22 protein-coding genes and 2 pseudogenes are annotated in these 14,051 nt (G+C 30.2%); 23 read left to right on the top strand and 1 reads right to left on the bottom strand.

The window, feature by feature from the left end:
- Positions 1 to 3: 3 nt before the first annotated feature.
- The 7 genes from PWK10_RS19340 (at position 4) to PWK10_RS02300 (ending at position 2,975) form a co-directional block, all read left to right on the top strand.
- A complete protein-coding gene (locus tag PWK10_RS19340; protein ID WP_446715281.1) occupies positions 4 to 156 on the top strand; it encodes a nucleoside-triphosphatase in 153 nt (50 codons plus the stop codon).
- The gene (locus tag PWK10_RS02275) at positions 153 to 383 is read left to right on the top strand and encodes a nucleoside-triphosphatase (RefSeq protein ID WP_274767249.1); all 231 of its coding nucleotides are present in this window, start codon (positions 153 to 155) and stop codon (positions 381 to 383) included. Before PWK10_RS19340 ends, PWK10_RS02275 begins: the two co-directional genes overlap by 4 nt.
- Before the next feature lie 180 nt (positions 384 to 563).
- The gene (locus tag PWK10_RS02280) at positions 564 to 797 is read left to right on the top strand and encodes a hypothetical protein (RefSeq protein WP_274767250.1); all 234 of its coding nucleotides are present in this window, start codon (positions 564 to 566) and stop codon (positions 795 to 797) included.
- 194 nt (positions 798 to 991) lie between these two features.
- Positions 992 to 1,306, top strand: a complete 315-nt coding sequence (locus PWK10_RS02285; RefSeq protein ID WP_274767251.1) for a hypothetical protein — start codon at positions 992 to 994, stop codon at positions 1,304 to 1,306.
- A complete protein-coding gene (locus PWK10_RS02290; protein ID WP_274767252.1) occupies positions 1,284 to 1,745 on the top strand; it encodes an ECF transporter S component in 462 nt (153 codons plus the stop codon). The genes PWK10_RS02285 and PWK10_RS02290 overlap by 23 nt, the downstream gene beginning before the upstream one ends.
- 69 nt (positions 1,746 to 1,814) lie before the next feature.
- Positions 1,815 to 2,288, top strand: a complete 474-nt coding sequence (locus PWK10_RS02295) for an HAD family hydrolase (RefSeq protein WP_274767253.1) — start codon at positions 1,815 to 1,817, stop codon at positions 2,286 to 2,288.
- A 36-nt stretch (positions 2,289 to 2,324) separates the two neighbouring features.
- Positions 2,325 to 2,975, top strand: a complete 651-nt coding sequence (locus tag PWK10_RS02300; RefSeq protein WP_274767254.1) for a molybdenum cofactor guanylyltransferase — start codon at positions 2,325 to 2,327, stop codon at positions 2,973 to 2,975.
- A gap of 37 nt (positions 2,976 to 3,012) precedes the next feature.
- Here the strand turns inward: PWK10_RS02300 and PWK10_RS02305 are convergent.
- A pseudogene (locus PWK10_RS02305) lies at positions 3,013 to 4,782 on the bottom strand (M3 family oligoendopeptidase).
- A gap of 204 nt (positions 4,783 to 4,986) precedes the next feature.
- On the opposite strand from PWK10_RS02305, the gene PWK10_RS02310 reads away from it, so the two are divergent.
- The 16 genes and pseudogenes from PWK10_RS02310 to PWK10_RS02385 all read left to right on the top strand — a co-directional run bounded on the left by PWK10_RS02310 (position 4,987) and on the right by PWK10_RS02385 (position 14,022).
- Positions 4,987 to 5,400: a hypothetical protein gene (locus PWK10_RS02310; RefSeq protein ID WP_274767255.1), complete on the top strand. Its 414-nt coding sequence runs from the start codon at positions 4,987 to 4,989 to the stop codon at positions 5,398 to 5,400.
- A 90-nt stretch (positions 5,401 to 5,490) separates the two neighbouring features.
- Positions 5,491 to 5,684: pseudogene (locus PWK10_RS02315) on the top strand (alpha-amylase family glycosyl hydrolase); the annotation flags it as partial.
- Entirely contained in the window at positions 5,670 to 6,749 is a 1,080-nt protein-coding gene (locus PWK10_RS02320; RefSeq protein WP_446715328.1) for an alpha-amylase family glycosyl hydrolase, read from the top strand. The pseudogene PWK10_RS02315 and the gene PWK10_RS02320, both read left to right, overlap by 15 nt.
- Positions 6,750 to 6,815: 66 nt before the next feature.
- Positions 6,816 to 7,130, top strand: coding sequence for a hypothetical protein (locus tag PWK10_RS02325; RefSeq protein WP_274767257.1), 315 nt, complete (start codon positions 6,816 to 6,818; stop codon positions 7,128 to 7,130).
- A 5-nt stretch (positions 7,131 to 7,135) separates the two neighbouring features.
- Entirely contained in the window at positions 7,136 to 7,453 is a 318-nt protein-coding gene (locus PWK10_RS02330; RefSeq protein WP_274768070.1) for a hypothetical protein, read from the top strand.
- 38 nt (positions 7,454 to 7,491) lie between these two features.
- Positions 7,492 to 8,301: an exodeoxyribonuclease V subunit gamma gene (locus tag PWK10_RS02335; protein WP_274767258.1), complete on the top strand. Its 810-nt coding sequence runs from the start codon at positions 7,492 to 7,494 to the stop codon at positions 8,299 to 8,301.
- A gap of 295 nt (positions 8,302 to 8,596) precedes the next feature.
- Positions 8,597 to 8,791 carry a hypothetical protein gene (locus PWK10_RS02340; RefSeq protein WP_274767259.1) on the top strand — a complete coding sequence of 65 codons (195 nt, stop codon included), beginning with the start codon at positions 8,597 to 8,599 and terminating at the stop codon, positions 8,789 to 8,791.
- A gap of 94 nt (positions 8,792 to 8,885) precedes the next feature.
- Positions 8,886 to 9,206, top strand: a complete 321-nt coding sequence (locus PWK10_RS02345) for a PD-(D/E)XK nuclease family protein (protein ID WP_274767260.1) — start codon at positions 8,886 to 8,888, stop codon at positions 9,204 to 9,206.
- Positions 9,207 to 9,285: 79 nt separating this feature from the next.
- Positions 9,286 to 9,876 (top strand): PD-(D/E)XK nuclease family protein, encoded by a 591-nt coding sequence (locus PWK10_RS02350; protein ID WP_446715329.1) that lies wholly within the window; start codon positions 9,286 to 9,288, stop codon positions 9,874 to 9,876.
- 4 nt (positions 9,877 to 9,880) lie between these two features.
- Positions 9,881 to 10,486 carry a UvrD-helicase domain-containing protein gene (locus tag PWK10_RS02355; RefSeq protein WP_274767261.1) on the top strand — a complete coding sequence of 202 codons (606 nt, stop codon included), beginning with the start codon at positions 9,881 to 9,883 and terminating at the stop codon, positions 10,484 to 10,486.
- A gap of 38 nt (positions 10,487 to 10,524) precedes the next feature.
- Entirely contained in the window at positions 10,525 to 11,118 is a 594-nt protein-coding gene (locus PWK10_RS02360) for a UvrD-helicase domain-containing protein (protein WP_274768072.1), read from the top strand.
- 64 nt (positions 11,119 to 11,182) lie between these two features.
- Positions 11,183 to 11,836: a 3'-5' exonuclease gene (locus PWK10_RS02365; protein WP_274768073.1), complete on the top strand. Its 654-nt coding sequence runs from the start codon at positions 11,183 to 11,185 to the stop codon at positions 11,834 to 11,836.
- Positions 11,809 to 11,982 (top strand): 3'-5' exonuclease, encoded by a 174-nt coding sequence (locus PWK10_RS02370; protein ID WP_274768074.1) that lies wholly within the window; start codon positions 11,809 to 11,811, stop codon positions 11,980 to 11,982. Before PWK10_RS02365 ends, PWK10_RS02370 begins: the two co-directional genes overlap by 28 nt.
- Before the next feature lie 255 nt (positions 11,983 to 12,237).
- Positions 12,238 to 12,444 (top strand): PD-(D/E)XK nuclease family protein, encoded by a 207-nt coding sequence (locus tag PWK10_RS02375; RefSeq protein WP_274767262.1) that lies wholly within the window; start codon positions 12,238 to 12,240, stop codon positions 12,442 to 12,444.
- A 14-nt stretch (positions 12,445 to 12,458) separates the two neighbouring features.
- The gene (locus PWK10_RS02380) at positions 12,459 to 13,088 is read left to right on the top strand and encodes a PD-(D/E)XK nuclease family protein (protein ID WP_274767263.1); all 630 of its coding nucleotides are present in this window, start codon (positions 12,459 to 12,461) and stop codon (positions 13,086 to 13,088) included.
- Between the two features lie 82 nt (positions 13,089 to 13,170).
- The gene (locus PWK10_RS02385) at positions 13,171 to 14,022 is read left to right on the top strand and encodes a formate/nitrite transporter family protein (RefSeq protein ID WP_274767264.1); all 852 of its coding nucleotides are present in this window, start codon (positions 13,171 to 13,173) and stop codon (positions 14,020 to 14,022) included.
- The last annotated feature ends 29 nt before the right edge of the window (positions 14,023 to 14,051 follow it).

Raw genomic sequence — 14,051 nt, forward strand, 5'->3', positions numbered from 1 at the left:
TAAATGGGGGATGGGGATGAAGAATATTTTTTGACAGGGGAGAAGGGAATAGGTAAAAGCACGCTGCTGTTTAAAATTTTAAACCTCCTTGATTGTTCTATAGGAGGATATTATGAAAAAAGATTACATGTGAAGATGGAATCAAGTTTGATATGATTTCACTTTATGACGGAAGTTTTAATAATATAATAGGGATAGTTGATTTAAAGAGTTTAAGGCCTCAAATTTTTGAGGAGGTTTTCGAATCAGTTGGTGTGGACATAATAGATAAGAGCCTTAAGAATAGAGATTGCATAGTTATGGATGAGATTGGCTTTTTGAATCTAAATCGGAGGGGTTTAAAAGGCAGATTTTTAGAGCCCTTGATAGTAATAAGCCTGTAATTGGAGTTTTAAAAAATGTAGCTCAGAATTTATAAGTGAAATAAAACAGAGGGATGATGTTGTTGTTTTTGAAGTGACTTTGGAAAATAGGGATTTTTTATTAAATAGAATAATAGGCTATGTTAAATCATTAGGGATACCTATTAAAGGCAAAAGAACCTTCAATATAGATAAAAAAGTGTGGAAGAATATTTAAGGGATATAAATCTTGATATAAACGATTATCCTAAGAAAATACTTGAGTATATAAAGGATATAGTTGGAAATTTTCATAATTTAACGGTATTAGATATAGGAAGTGGACCTGGAACCTTTTCAATTCCTGTTGCGAAGCTTGGTGCAGAGGTTGTTGCTGTAGATTCATCGATATACATGTTTGATGCCCTTATAGATAGAATAAAAAAGAAAATCTAAATAATATTAAATGCCATTTATCGCCATGGGAGACCTTTGAACCACCCCTTTGTGATGTTGCTATCTGTGCATTTGCGGCTAACTCCCTTAAAGAAGAAAGGCAGTTTAAAAAACTTTATGAAAAGACTAATAAATACATATTTGTAATTACTCAAACTTTAAGCAAGGAATATGAATTTGGATTAAATAAGGTTTTGGAAGCTTTAAATATTAATATTCAAGAAAACAAACCATATTTAAATCTAGTTAAGATGCTCTTAGATTATGAAAGCCCATTTATCATAAATTTCTCTGAGGTAGATTTTCATAAATCCTTTGAGAAGGATGAAGATATTTATGAATTTATTTGTCAAAGGCTTAACATTAAGCTGGATAAAAAATTTTTATTTAAAACTATTAAAGAGCATATGCTAAAATATGGTGGTTATGTCCTACTTTTAAATACAAAAAAATGTGCCGTTATAACAATTATAAAGGGGGATAAATATGAGGGGAAAATTTACCGTTAGTGAAATGATTTTAATTTCTTTAATTGCAGCTATTTCTATAGTTACAAAGCCTTATCTAAAGGCATTGGCGGCACCACTCCCAATTGCAGGAGTTGTTATGGGAGCTTTTTATATGATGTGGGTAGTGTTTATTGCCCTTTTGATTAATAAAAGGTATTCAGCTACTCTATTTTCCCTTCTTCAAGCAGTTCTTGCATTAGCATTAGGGGTAGCAGGAAAATGGGGATTATGGGTATTTGTGGGTTATACTATTCCTGGCCTTGCAGTGGATTTTATTTTTATGAGCAGAACTTCCAAACTTGTAAAGTCAATATTATCGGGTGCTGCAGCAAATTTTATTGGAAGTTTTATTGCTATGTTAATTTTTACGCCTAATATTGGTAATAAAATATTTTTGCTTGCTCCTTCTATTTTTCAGGGGCAATTGGTGGCTTTTTAGCTTTAAGCTTACATAAATTTATTGATAGAATAGGTTATTACAAAGCAAAAGAATATGGGGAGTGATATAATGTTAAAAGTTAATATTCCGGGATGGAAAGAGATAGAGATTAAAAATGTCGTATTTGATTATAATGGAACAATTGCTGAAGATGGAATAATAAGAAGCGAAGTCAAAGAAAAAATAGAAAAATTGCATGAAATAGGATTAAATATTTTTGTTCTAACAGCAGATACTTATGGATGTGCAAAACAAAGATTAGAAGGCTTACCAATTGATTTAAAGATTTTTGATAATCATAATGCAGCAATAAACAAGAAAAAAATAGTAGATGAAATAGGAGGTAATTTAACTGTTGCTATTGGGAATGGAATGAATGATGTTGAGATGTTTAAAGTAAGTGCACTATCAATAGCTGTTATAGGAAAGGAAGGATGCTGCGTAAAAGCACTATTCGAAGCAGATATAGCAGTTAATGATATATTAGATGCCATTGAACTTTTGCTAAAGCCTGAAAGAATAGTTGCTACTTTAAGAAGATAAAGAAATATATATAGCCATTCTAAATGAAAGGCTGGTTTGGCAATTAGTATGTTCTTTGGTGCAGCAAAGCTAAATTCGGACTTATTAAAGGAGGATCCGATGAGATTACTAGGAACAGCAGCCATTTTATGTGGTGGGAAAAGCACAAGAATGGGATTTGATAAATGTAGCATTAAAGTAAAAGACAGGCTATTATTAGATATAATAATTGAAAAGCTTTCACAAGCCTTTGAAGAAGTTATATTAGTAACTAATGATAAGAGTAGGTTTCCTAATTATAAAAATGTTTATGTGGATGAATATAAAGATTGTGGTCCGGCGGGAGGAATTTATACAGCTCTATTATACTCAAAATCAAAATATTTGTTTGCTATAGGCTGTGACATGCCATTTGTTAATTTAGAATATATAAGTTACATGAAGGGATTGATAAAGGAAAATAAATATGATTGTATTTTAACACAAAAGGGGAATTGGGTAGAACCGTTATATGCCTTTTATTCTGATGATATGATTCCTTTGTTTAAAAGGAGTTTAGAGGAAGGTAGATATAAACTTATTGATATAATAAGCAAATCAAACTATTTCATAGTAGAAGAAAAAATAGCACGAAGTTTTTCAAAATATCTTGAGATATTCAGCAATTTGAATTTTATTAGTGACCTTGAAATATTGAAAAAAGTTTAAAGCATGGAGGTAGAATAAAAGGCTGCTGAGCAGCCTTTTATTCTACAAGGGAAATAAATTCTTCTATTTCTTCTTTAATCATTTCTAAAGATTTTCTCCAGAAATCTTTAGAATGAAGATCAAAGCCCATTATTTTGCCAAGGTCATATAGATTATTTTTACCTGTTAAGGACAAAAGCTTATTATAATCATCAACAAAGCTATTACCGCGACTTCTGTATTCTGCAATCAGTCCCCTTACGAAAAGTTCACCAAAGGCATAAGGGAAATTGTAGTAGTTAGCGTCAGCATAGTAGTAATGGGGTTTGTTTACCCACATATATGGATGTAGATAATTATGATCAAGACCGTCTCCATAGGCTTTTTTCTGGGCGTCTAACATTATTTCTTTTAATTCATTAACGGACAAGGAATGATCTTCTCTTCTTCTGAAAAGTTCATCTTCAAATAAAAATCTTGAGTATATATCAACTATTGTTTGGGTGGAGCTTTGAATAGAATTTTCTAGTATAACTATTTTCTCCTCCTTTGTTGCAACTTTAAGGGCAGCCTCTATAATTAGATTCTCGCAAAAGATAGAAGCAGTTTCAGCAATTGGCATTGGATAGTGTGAATTTGCAAAGGTTTCATTCATTAGGCAGTTGCCATGATAAGCATGACCAAGTTCATGGGCAAGGGTAGTTACATTTGAAAAGCTGCCATCGAAATTAGCAAGTATTCTACTTTCCTTTATAGGATGAAGATTATAACAGAATGCTCCACCGCGTTTTCCTTCCCTTGGTTCTGCATCTATCCATTTGTTTTCAAAGGCGTTATCTGCAAATTCAGATAGTTCTTCGCTAAAGTTTCTAAAGTTATCTACGATGAATTTTCTTGCCTCATCATAACTAAATTTCATATTTACTTTGCCAATAGGTGCAAAAATATCATAGAAGGGTAATCCGTTTTTATGGCCTAATAATTCAGCCTTCTTTCTTAGGTATTTTCTAAAGTAAGGGAGATATTCTTTTATAGTTTCAAGCATTGCATTTAATGTTTCAAGATCCATCCTGCTGCTATCTAAGGTCATTTCAAGAGGTGAAGCATATCCTCTAAGTTTTGCTAAGGTTATAACTTCTCCCTTTATGCCGTTAAGGGCTGCTGCGGAGGAATTTTCTATTTTCTGATATGATTTTAATTCAGCATAATATGCAGTTTTTCTTATATAAGGATCCTCACTGAAGGCCATATTTCTAACGACAGGAAGTGGAAGTTTTTGTCTTCACCGTTTAAGCTGATTTCCACAAGATGGGTTGATGTTAAAAATTCTTGAAGTTTTGCCCAGGCATTTGAACCAGTATTTTTCATTTTAGCGATGATTATTTCTTCCTGTTCTGATAACATATGTTTTGATTGATTGAGTAACTCCTTTAAATGGAATTCATGTTCCTTTATAAATTCTGATGAATTAATGACATCATCTAAATTATCTATCGTTTTTAGCCATCTTTTAAATATTACTTCAGGTTCTGTAGCTTCAGTAATGATCCTTTCAATTTTTTCAAGGGAATTTAATGCGGATTGATTTTTGCATCAACGCTTAGAGAAAGTTCAGCATAGGCCATTATTTTGTATACAAGATCTCCCAGCGTATTGGAATGTTTTAAGTAGTGCTCAATTTTTTCTTTAGCATTTTCTGAAGAGTTCAAGTTATTTTTGCCCATTCCTTTAAATCTTCGATCATTGAAACGACAATTTCATTATCCCGTAAAAATTCGTGGGATTCAAAGGAAGTATAAAGATTATCCAAAGACCACCTCATGTTTATCCCCTCTCTTTTTAGAAAATTATTACAATATCATTGTAAAATATTGGACAAATATGGTCAACAATAAAAAAGTTTTTATTATTTTTGTTATATGTTATAATATAAATGCAAACGATTGCAAAGGAGGATTATTATGCAAGTAAATTGGATGGATAGCGTTTTTCAGATGGTTCAATAAGGTTTGTTAGCAATCCTTTACTTAAGTTGAATGAAAAGATAACTATTTCAATTAGGATGCTCAAGGATTCACCTGTAGAGAAGGCTTACATAAGGTATACTTTAAATGGAGAGGAAAGAGTTGTTGAATTAGAAGAAAAAGATATAAAGGGTAATTTTATTTATTATTGGACAAGAATAAAAATAGAGGAGCCGGTTTTAAAATACCATTTTATCTTATGCACGAGGGATAATGTTTACTATTATAATCAAATGGGGTTATTTGAACATTTTATAACGGAAGATTATGATTTTAAATTAATTGCTGATTTTGAGAAGCCAAGCTGGGTTGATGATGCTATATTTTATCAAATATTTGTTGATAGATTTTATAATGGAAACACTGAAAACGATGTAAAGGATGGAGAATATACATATAGAGGTTTTAGTTCAAAAAGATGAATTGGCAAGACAAGCCAGGTAAATATGAAATATATGGTAACTTAGACTTTTTGGTGGGGATCTTGAAGGTATTGCACAAAAATAGATTATTTGAAGGAGCTTGGTGTAAATGCTCTTTATTTAAACCCCATATTTGAAGCACCATCAAATCATAAATACGATTGTGCCGATTATTTTAGCGTAGATAAACACTTTGGGGGTAATAGGGCTCTAGAGCAATTAAATAAAAACTTCATGAGGAAGACATGAAGATAATATTAGATATATCTATAAATCATACCGGTGATACCCATCATTGGTTTAAAGAAAAAAGGGATTTTTATTATTTTTATGATGATGAAAACTATGAATCATGGTGTGGAGTAAAAAGCTTACCGGTTTTAAAATATGAAAATCCTGAAGTCAGGAATGCGATATATAAAGATGAAAAAAGCGTCTTGAAGTATTGGCTAACGGAGCCCTATTGTATCGATGGATGGAGATTTGATGTTGGACACTATACTGCAAAAGTCAAAGGAAGCACGATTTATAGGGAAATCTGGAGGGAAATAAGAAGGGAATTAAAAACCTTAAACAAAGATGCATATTTGATTGCTGAACATTGGACGGATGCAGAGGAGTATTTACAGGGGGATATGTGGGACTCTATCATGAATTATTTTGGATTCTTTAGACCGGTTAGAAAATATTTAGGGGAAAATGATCTTTTTACAGGCTGGAAAATAAAAAATCCTATGAAGACTAAAAATGGAATCAATTTTTCAAAGGAGGTTATGCAGCATTTTGCAAGGCTTCCTTATATAATACAAGGCATGCAATTTAATCTTTTATCCAGCCATGATGTTCACAGGTTCCACAATTCTCCTACTATAAGTAGAAAAAATATATTAACGGGTATAGTTATGCTTCTTACCTTTATAGGAATACCTTGTATATATTATGGTGATGAAATTGGACTTGAAGGGGATTTAGGGGATCTTAGCAATTGCAGATATCCATTTAATTGGGATGAGAAAAAATGGGATAAGGAAATTTATGAAACATATAAAAGGCTAATCGCATTAAGAAGAAAAGAAAAAGTTTTAATTGATGGATCCTTTAAAATTTTAACAGCCGATGACTCTTCAATATCCTATGCAAGATTTAACGAAGATGAAGCTATAATTTTTATAAATTCCCAAGACAAAGAGGAAAGAACCATTTATATTCCATTATTAACAATTGGAGATTTTAATAATTTTGAGGTTATTTTTAATAATGGAGAAGAAAGTGAAATTGCTTATGAAAATGGTTTAATAGTTGTAAATTTAAAACCAGAACAGACTTATTTAATTAAATTTTATAGATAACAAGGTAAATTATTCTTTTGCCAACCACCTTCCAGTTATATTAAAATATGATTGGAGGGTGGTTTTATGTTGGAAAGAGTTATTCAAGCGGTGAAAAATGGTAAAAGGGCAATTTATCTTGCACCATCAAGGGAAGTTATTTCTTCTGTTAGAGAAAGTATAATTGAAATATTAGGTGGTTTATTTTACATAGATGTTATAACCTTTGATGACCTTGCAAGAAATATAGCAAAGGATAAATTAACATCCAAGGAGCTGATTTCAACAGATTCATCTATTGTTATTTTAGAGGAGATATTAAAAAGCAATTCAGATATTGTTCAGTATTATAAAAAGGTATCAGACAAAAAGGGTTTGTTGTCAGCATTTATAATACTATAAGGCAAATAAAGAAGGCAAATCTAACATCTGAAGAATTTCTAGAAAAGGTTAATAAAATCGATGATGAGATAATAAAGCTAAAATCGAAGGATGTATATGAGGTTTATAAAACTTATAATTCAAAACTTAAAGAGCTGAATCTTTATGACATGGATGATGTAATAAAGGAGGCTATAGACAATATACCCTATTCAAATTATTTAAGGGATATTGACGTTATATTTTTAGACGGATATTTAGATATTTTTAAAAATGAAGAAATGCTATTAAAAGCAATAAAGAAGAATTATCCGTCCATTGAGTTCTATGGGAAAATTCCCTGAAAACTAATACTATAGAAACATTTATTAATGATGAAATCTTGAGGGTTTATAGAGAAATAGGAGCAAATGTTTATTATAACGATGCGCAGAATAAATTTACTAAGTTGGCAAAATCTTTATTTACCTTTGAAAAAACCAACATAGAAATAGATTCATTTAAATTAATAAATGCACCCTGTATAGAAGATGAGATAAGACAGGTTGCAAAAATGATAAAAGATATTTTATTAAATGAAAGGGTGGATTTGGATAAAATAGCTTTAATAACTAATGATATGGAAGACTATGAAGATTATATTATAGAAATATTTGATGAATATGAAATTCCTGTAATGTTATCTGTTCATGAAAAGCTATCTAATGTTCCTCTTATTAGAAATATTTTAAATTTAATAAGTTTAAAAATTGAATTTTATGATGCAAATAAGTTAGAGGATATTCTTTTATCTCCTTATATCTTTGATATAGATGATAAACAAGTTTTAAGGCAAATCCTAAAGGAGGTTTTTAAGGGAGAAAACATAGCTGAATACATTGATAAGCTTATTGAAAATGATGCCGAAAATAAAGAAAAGCTTATACAATTAAGGGCTCTGTTAGATGACATTGCAAATTTAATTAATTTTAATGATGAGGGATATTTTAAGGAATTTAAAGATAATATAGTTGATTTAATTGACAAGCTTAAAATAAAACACAGAATAATAAATGCATATAATAGCGGATTAATCGATCTTGATATTATGACAAGGGATCTAAAAGCCCTGCTAGGCTTTTTAGAATTATTAGAGGACCTTCAAAATGTTTATAAATTCGTAGAAAATAAAATAAATTTTGAGGATTTTTAGAAATAATTAAAGAGAATATAATAAATTCAACAGTAACGATCAAAACGAAACCAAGCTATGGTGTAAAGGTATTATCTCCAGACCTTATTAGAGGAACAAATTATGATTATGTATTTATATTAGGGCTTAATGAAGGAATTTTTCCAAAGGCTATTAATCCTATAGGTATTTATACAACAAAGGAAAAGGAAATGCTAAGTAGCATTGGAGTTAATTTGGGGACAAAGTCCTTTGAACAGGAGAAGGAGAAAATAAGATTTATTTTATCTATCGCTTCAGCTAAAAGGGACTTGTTTTGAGTTATAGAACATCAAAAGAGGATGGCTCCTATACTATAAAATCTCAATATTTAGATGAAATAATATTTGTATTAGACTTAAACAAGAAATTAAATGGAATAAGAGCAAGATGCATGAGGGACAGATTTAGATTTAAAGCAACTGATATTTATACAAAAAAGAACTTATCAGCAGTTATTCTATTGGTTTAAATATAAAAGAAATTGAAGATGTTTTAGCAGGACCTTTCGATTTACATCATATTAAAGCTCATATCGATAAAGGAAGATATATTGAAAGATTAAGATGGATAGAAAAAGTTTTTCTAATTTTGATGGTTTGATTGGAAGGGAAAAGGCTAGTATTTTTAATGAAGAATATCCCTTTAATGCATCAAAAATAAATTATTATTCTAACTGTCCATTCAAATTTTATGTTGAAAATTTACTTCAAATAGAGAACGAAGAGGAGGATGATTTATTTTCAAGCATATCGGAAGGTAATATTTTTCATGAGGTTTTAAAGGAATATTATAAATATTTTATTGATAGAAACTATGAGATTGAATATGATGAAGATTTCATTGAGGATATAATTGAAATATTGATGAACAAAAAGGATTTTTGAAGAAAACATTTTATATAAAAGAAAAAAGCAAGAAATATTAGATGTAATTAAAAACTTTTTAAAAACTGATATAGAATTTATAAATTCTGCTAATTTAAGGCCTATTTTATTAGAACATTCCTTTATTTCAAACGATATTATAAATGGAGTAAAGATAAAGGGGAGAATAGACAGAATTGATATGGAAATAATTAACAGTGAACCTACAGGATATTTCGTTATATATGATTATAAAACAGGGGATGTTTCAAAGAAGAATTTACCTGGGCTTTTAAAGGGAACTGATGTTCAAATTGCAATTTATTCCTATGTCGTTGAAAAAATATTAAGAGAAAAAGGATTTAATCCAAAATTTATAGCTCTTTTATATTACAGCATAAGCAAAACGGCTAAGGACGGTAAACCAAGATTCAGCGGGATCATTATTGAAGAGACTAAGAAGAAAATAAATGTTGCTGGTTCTACTGCCACTTTAATACATGAAAATCTCGATGTAGTCCTTGAACATATAATGAAAAATTTTATTGAAGCAAGAATTGAAAAAATAAGAGATGGGGACTTTATTCTTCCACTTGATTGCCCTAACAATAGAGAATATAGTAAATTCAACTGCCCCTTTGAAGGTGTGTGTAGATTTGATTTTGATAGAATAGCACAAAAGGTTAGGTGATGTTATGGATATTAATTTTATAAAAGAAGTTTATGAGGTAAATGATGAACAGGCAAGGGCTCTTGATATAAACAAAAACATAGCCCTCCATGCCGGGGCAGGATCTGGAAAAACAAGAGTTTTAACAAGGAGATTTTTAAGGATTTTATTAGAAGAAAACTGTGGAGTAGACGATATAGTTGCTATTACCTTTACGAAAAAGGCAGCCCTTGAGATGAAGGAGAGGATATTAGATTTAGTTAATCAGTTTCTAATGAAGGGTGAGGATAGTTTAAAAAATAAATTAAAAAGAATCAAAGAAAATTTGGATGGAGCAAATATTTCAACCTTTCACAGCTTTTGTGACAAGATTATAAGGGAATATTATTATAAAATTGGTCTTGAACCGATGTATCAGATAATCGAAGAGGTTGATTCAGAAACAATTTTATCGAAATTAACGGGTGAAATTCTAGAGGAGTTTTTAAGGGATAAAAGATATTTTGAAAACTTTGATTTTTTATTTGATGAATTTGGAGTAGATTATGTTTCGAGTGGGGCTTTGGGTTTTGAAGTTAGAAAAATATATAAAAAATTAGAGAAAAGGCAGATGATATTGAAACAAAGGTAAGGAAAATAACCTGTGATAATTTAATTAGGTTTTATGGAATTAATAATGAAACTTTGGATAAATATCAAAAGATTCAAGGCCTATTTTTGGAACTAATTAATGAGCTTGATAAAAGATATACGGCTTTTAAGCTTCAGGAGGGACTTGTGGATTTTAATGATTTGGAAATATTTACTTTAAAACTTTTGACGGATTATAAAGAAGTTAGGGAAGCTTTAAGAAAAAGATATAAATATTTCTTAGTAGATGAATTTCAAGATACAAATGATATTCAGTTAAATATTCTTTATAATCTTGTGGCTGATGATGAAGGAAAAATTGAAAATGGAAAGCTATTTGTCGTTGGGGATATAAAACAGTCCATATATGGTTTTAGAGGAACTAACTATAAAGTATTTGATAAAATAACTAAGAAAATTCAGGAGAATGGGGATAAGCTCCTTTTATCGACTAATTATAGATCCCATGATAGTTTAGTTAAAATAATCAATGAACTTTTTAATGATTTGCTACCTAATTATGATTCATTGATTGCTTCTGGAAATATTGATGGGGAGGCCTTGTTTGATTTTTGCTTTTTGAAAAGGAGGAAACGACTTCTAATCAAAAGAGCAATGAGGCTGATATTATAAAGAAAAAATTAAAATCAGAAAAGGTTACATTAGATGAACTTAAGGTTTTTGTGAAAACGACAATATATGTGCAAGAGGTAGAAATGAAGAACTAAGTTATATTATCCAAAAGATAAGGGAACTTATTGAGAAAGGGTTTGAATATAAGGAAATTGCTATCCTTTTAAGGGATAGGAGCAATATAGATGAGTTTGAAAGGGAACTTAAAAAGAACAATATCCCATATACTTTAGTTGGTGGGATTGGATATTTTGAAAGGCAAGAAATAATGGATATTATAAATATCATAAAATACTTTTATAATCCTAATGATGAAGTTGCCCTTTTAGGTTTTCTAAGGAGTCCATATGTAGGAATATCAGATGATCTTGTTGTTGAGGTAATAGATGAAATTAGAAAAGGTAATGATTTAGCTAAGATATCAACAAGGGAAATTTTTGATGATGTAACGAAAACAATTTTAAAACAAATAGATTACATTAAAAAGTTGGTTCCTTTTTATACTACAACCAGATTAGTAAAAACTGTCATAGAAGAGTTTAAAATTAAAGAGATACTTTTAGCACAAGAGGGAGGAATTCAAAAATACAGAAATATTGAAAAGTTCGTTGAGATAGTAAGAGATTTTGACAGCAAGGGCATTTTTACTCCCTTTGATTTTATAGACTATATAAACAATCTAAAAACCATATCTACAAAGGAGGGGAAGCCTTTTTAGATACTGAAGAAAGCGATGCGGTAAAGATTATGACTATCCATGCATCAAAGGGTCTGGAGTTTGAAGTAGTTTTTGTTCCTGGACTTGATAGAAAGTTAAAAAGGAGTATAAAGGAAATTTTGTTTACGATGATGAGTATGGAATAATAGTTAATCATGAATTAAAGGATGTAGAAGATAATTTATTTAAAAAATAAAGCAAAGGATTGATGAAGATGAAACGTATGAAGAGTTAAGGATTCTTTATGTTTCAGCAACAAGGGCAGTAAGGGTTTTAGCTCTTTCAGGATATAAAAAGGATGAAAAAACAGTAACTTACATAAGTAAATTAGCAGAAAAAATTTAGATGAATTTAAAAATCTAACAAGCCAATTTGAAAATTTTAAAAAAGTAAAAGAAAAAATGCCAGTCGAAGAAACAGAAGAAAAGATAGATTTATGTAAAAAGTTAAGTTTTAAAATAGATTTTTCATCTAAGGCTACGATTAGTATTTCGAGATATATGACATATAAAGAGTGCCCAAGAAAGTATTACTTTAAATATATAGCCAAGATAGACCAAGATGATTTATTAGATTATTATGAGGATCTAAGTGAAAAGAGGGGATAAAACTGATTAATTCCATGAAAAAGGGGACTTTAATTCACGGTATTTTAGAAGATTTAAATAAAAATGCAGAATATAATATTCATAAAAAAATTAAAGAGGTATTAGGGGCTGAAAGCCAAGAAGTAAAAGAAGAAGTTGAAAGATATATTGATAATTTTCTAAAAATAGAGGAAGAATACAAGTCTTTATGTCGTGGTAATAAAGTGAAAAGCGATGCAGAATTGAGCTTTAAAGTTCCCCTACCAAACAGTAGCTTATCCGTTTTTGGGATAATAGATAGGGTAGATATTTTTGAGGAGGACGGTAGCTTAAATATTAATATAATTGATTATAAGACTAACAAGATAAAGAGGGATGAGGACATAAATAAAATAATTGAACATTACAGGCCACAATTTATGATTTATTCCTATGCTTATAATGCTTTTTTAAATAACTTATCGATAGGATTAAAGAAAATAAATAATTATTTATACTTACTTGATATAGGTAAAATAGTTAAGATTGATTATAGTCAAGAAGATTTAGAGTTTATTTTAAATGACATTAAGAATATATTTTCAAACATAGAAAAATCAAATTTTAATGATTTAAAATCTTTAGGATGCATTGGAAATTGCAAATATAATGTTTTTGTGGTCTAAAATAAAAATTGAATATGAATAAAAAATAAAGTATAATTTTGAATAGGTTTGTTTTTTTAATCTATATTGAAAGGAGAATAATATGGAAAAACGAATGTTAACTCCACCTGAAATAGTGGATGAGGCAATCAATGTAGGCGTGAAAAAATCTAAAGGAAGCTTTTATACTACTCTTTTAGGTGCAATTTTGGCAGGGGCATATGTAGCCCTTGGAGCAGTTTCGGCTGCAGCAGCATCCCATAGTATAGAAAATTATGGACTTGCAAAATTTGTTGCAGGAGCGATATTCCCTGTTGGCCTTATGATGATTATTTTTAACGGTGCAGAATTGTTTACCGGAAACACGTTATTGCTTGTTGGACATAAGGATGGGAAGATACCCTTTACTAAAGTTTTAAGAAACTGGGGAATCGTTTATTTAGGTAATATCATAGGCTCTATCTTAATTGCATATTTAGCCTATGCAGGTGGGGTATTTGATGCTAACGGAGGGAAGCTTGGAGGCTATTTTATTAAGATTGCTGCATATAAAGGAGGACTTAAATTTTCCACTGCCTTCTTCAGCGGTATTTTGTGTAATATAGTTGTTTGTCTTGCTGTTTGGGCTCAATATGCAGCAAAGGATATAATATCCAAGGTATTTGCAATATGGTTCCCTATTATGGCCTTTGTAGTTGCTGGATTCGAACACAGCGTTGCCAACATGTTCTATTTTACTGCAGGTATTTTGGCAAAATTAAACCCTGTTTATGCAGAAGCATTACAACTTCATTCGGACAAGCTTGCTAAGGTAGATATAGCTCATGCAATTTCAAATATCATTCCAGTAACATTAGGGAATATTGTTGGTGGAGGAGTAATAGTTGGTTTATCATATTATTATTTATATAAAAAGTCATCAGTAAAAGTTGAAAATGTCCAAAAGGCGGTGTAGTTTGTAAAAAATATTTTAAGCAGAGGGTA

Source organism: Caloramator sp. Dgby_cultured_2 (assembly GCF_028872215.1).
In the GTDB taxonomy this organism is placed as follows: domain Bacteria; phylum Bacillota; class Clostridia; order Clostridiales; family Caloramatoraceae; genus Caloramator; species Caloramator australicus.

What these genes read in the sequence shown, in the direction of transcription:
- PWK10_RS02345 (WP_274767260.1), top strand. Translation starts at nt 8,886, where the DNA reads ATGGATAGAAAAAGTTTTTCTAATTTTGATGGTTTGATTGGAAGGGAA.
- PWK10_RS02385 (WP_274767264.1), top strand. Translation starts at nt 13,171, where the DNA reads ATGGAAAAACGAATGTTAACTCCACCTGAAATAGTGGATGAGGCAATC.
- PWK10_RS02290 (WP_274767252.1), top strand. Translation starts at nt 1,284, where the DNA reads ATGAGGGGAAAATTTACCGTTAGTGAAATGATTTTAATTTCTTTAATT.
- PWK10_RS19340 (WP_446715281.1), top strand. Translation starts at nt 4, where the DNA reads ATGGGGGATGGGGATGAAGAATATTTTTTGACAGGGGAGAAGGGAATA.
- PWK10_RS02325 (WP_274767257.1), top strand. Translation starts at nt 6,816, where the DNA reads ATGTTGGAAAGAGTTATTCAAGCGGTGAAAAATGGTAAAAGGGCAATT.
- PWK10_RS02380 (WP_274767263.1), top strand. Translation starts at nt 12,459, where the DNA reads ATGAAAAAGGGGACTTTAATTCACGGTATTTTAGAAGATTTAAATAAA.
- PWK10_RS02375 (WP_274767262.1), top strand. Translation starts at nt 12,238, where the DNA reads ATGCCAGTCGAAGAAACAGAAGAAAAGATAGATTTATGTAAAAAGTTA.
- PWK10_RS02355 (WP_274767261.1), top strand. Translation starts at nt 9,881, where the DNA reads ATGGATATTAATTTTATAAAAGAAGTTTATGAGGTAAATGATGAACAG.
- PWK10_RS02295 (WP_274767253.1), top strand. Translation starts at nt 1,815, where the DNA reads ATGTTAAAAGTTAATATTCCGGGATGGAAAGAGATAGAGATTAAAAAT.
- PWK10_RS02275 (WP_274767249.1), top strand. Translation starts at nt 153, where the DNA reads ATGATTTCACTTTATGACGGAAGTTTTAATAATATAATAGGGATAGTT.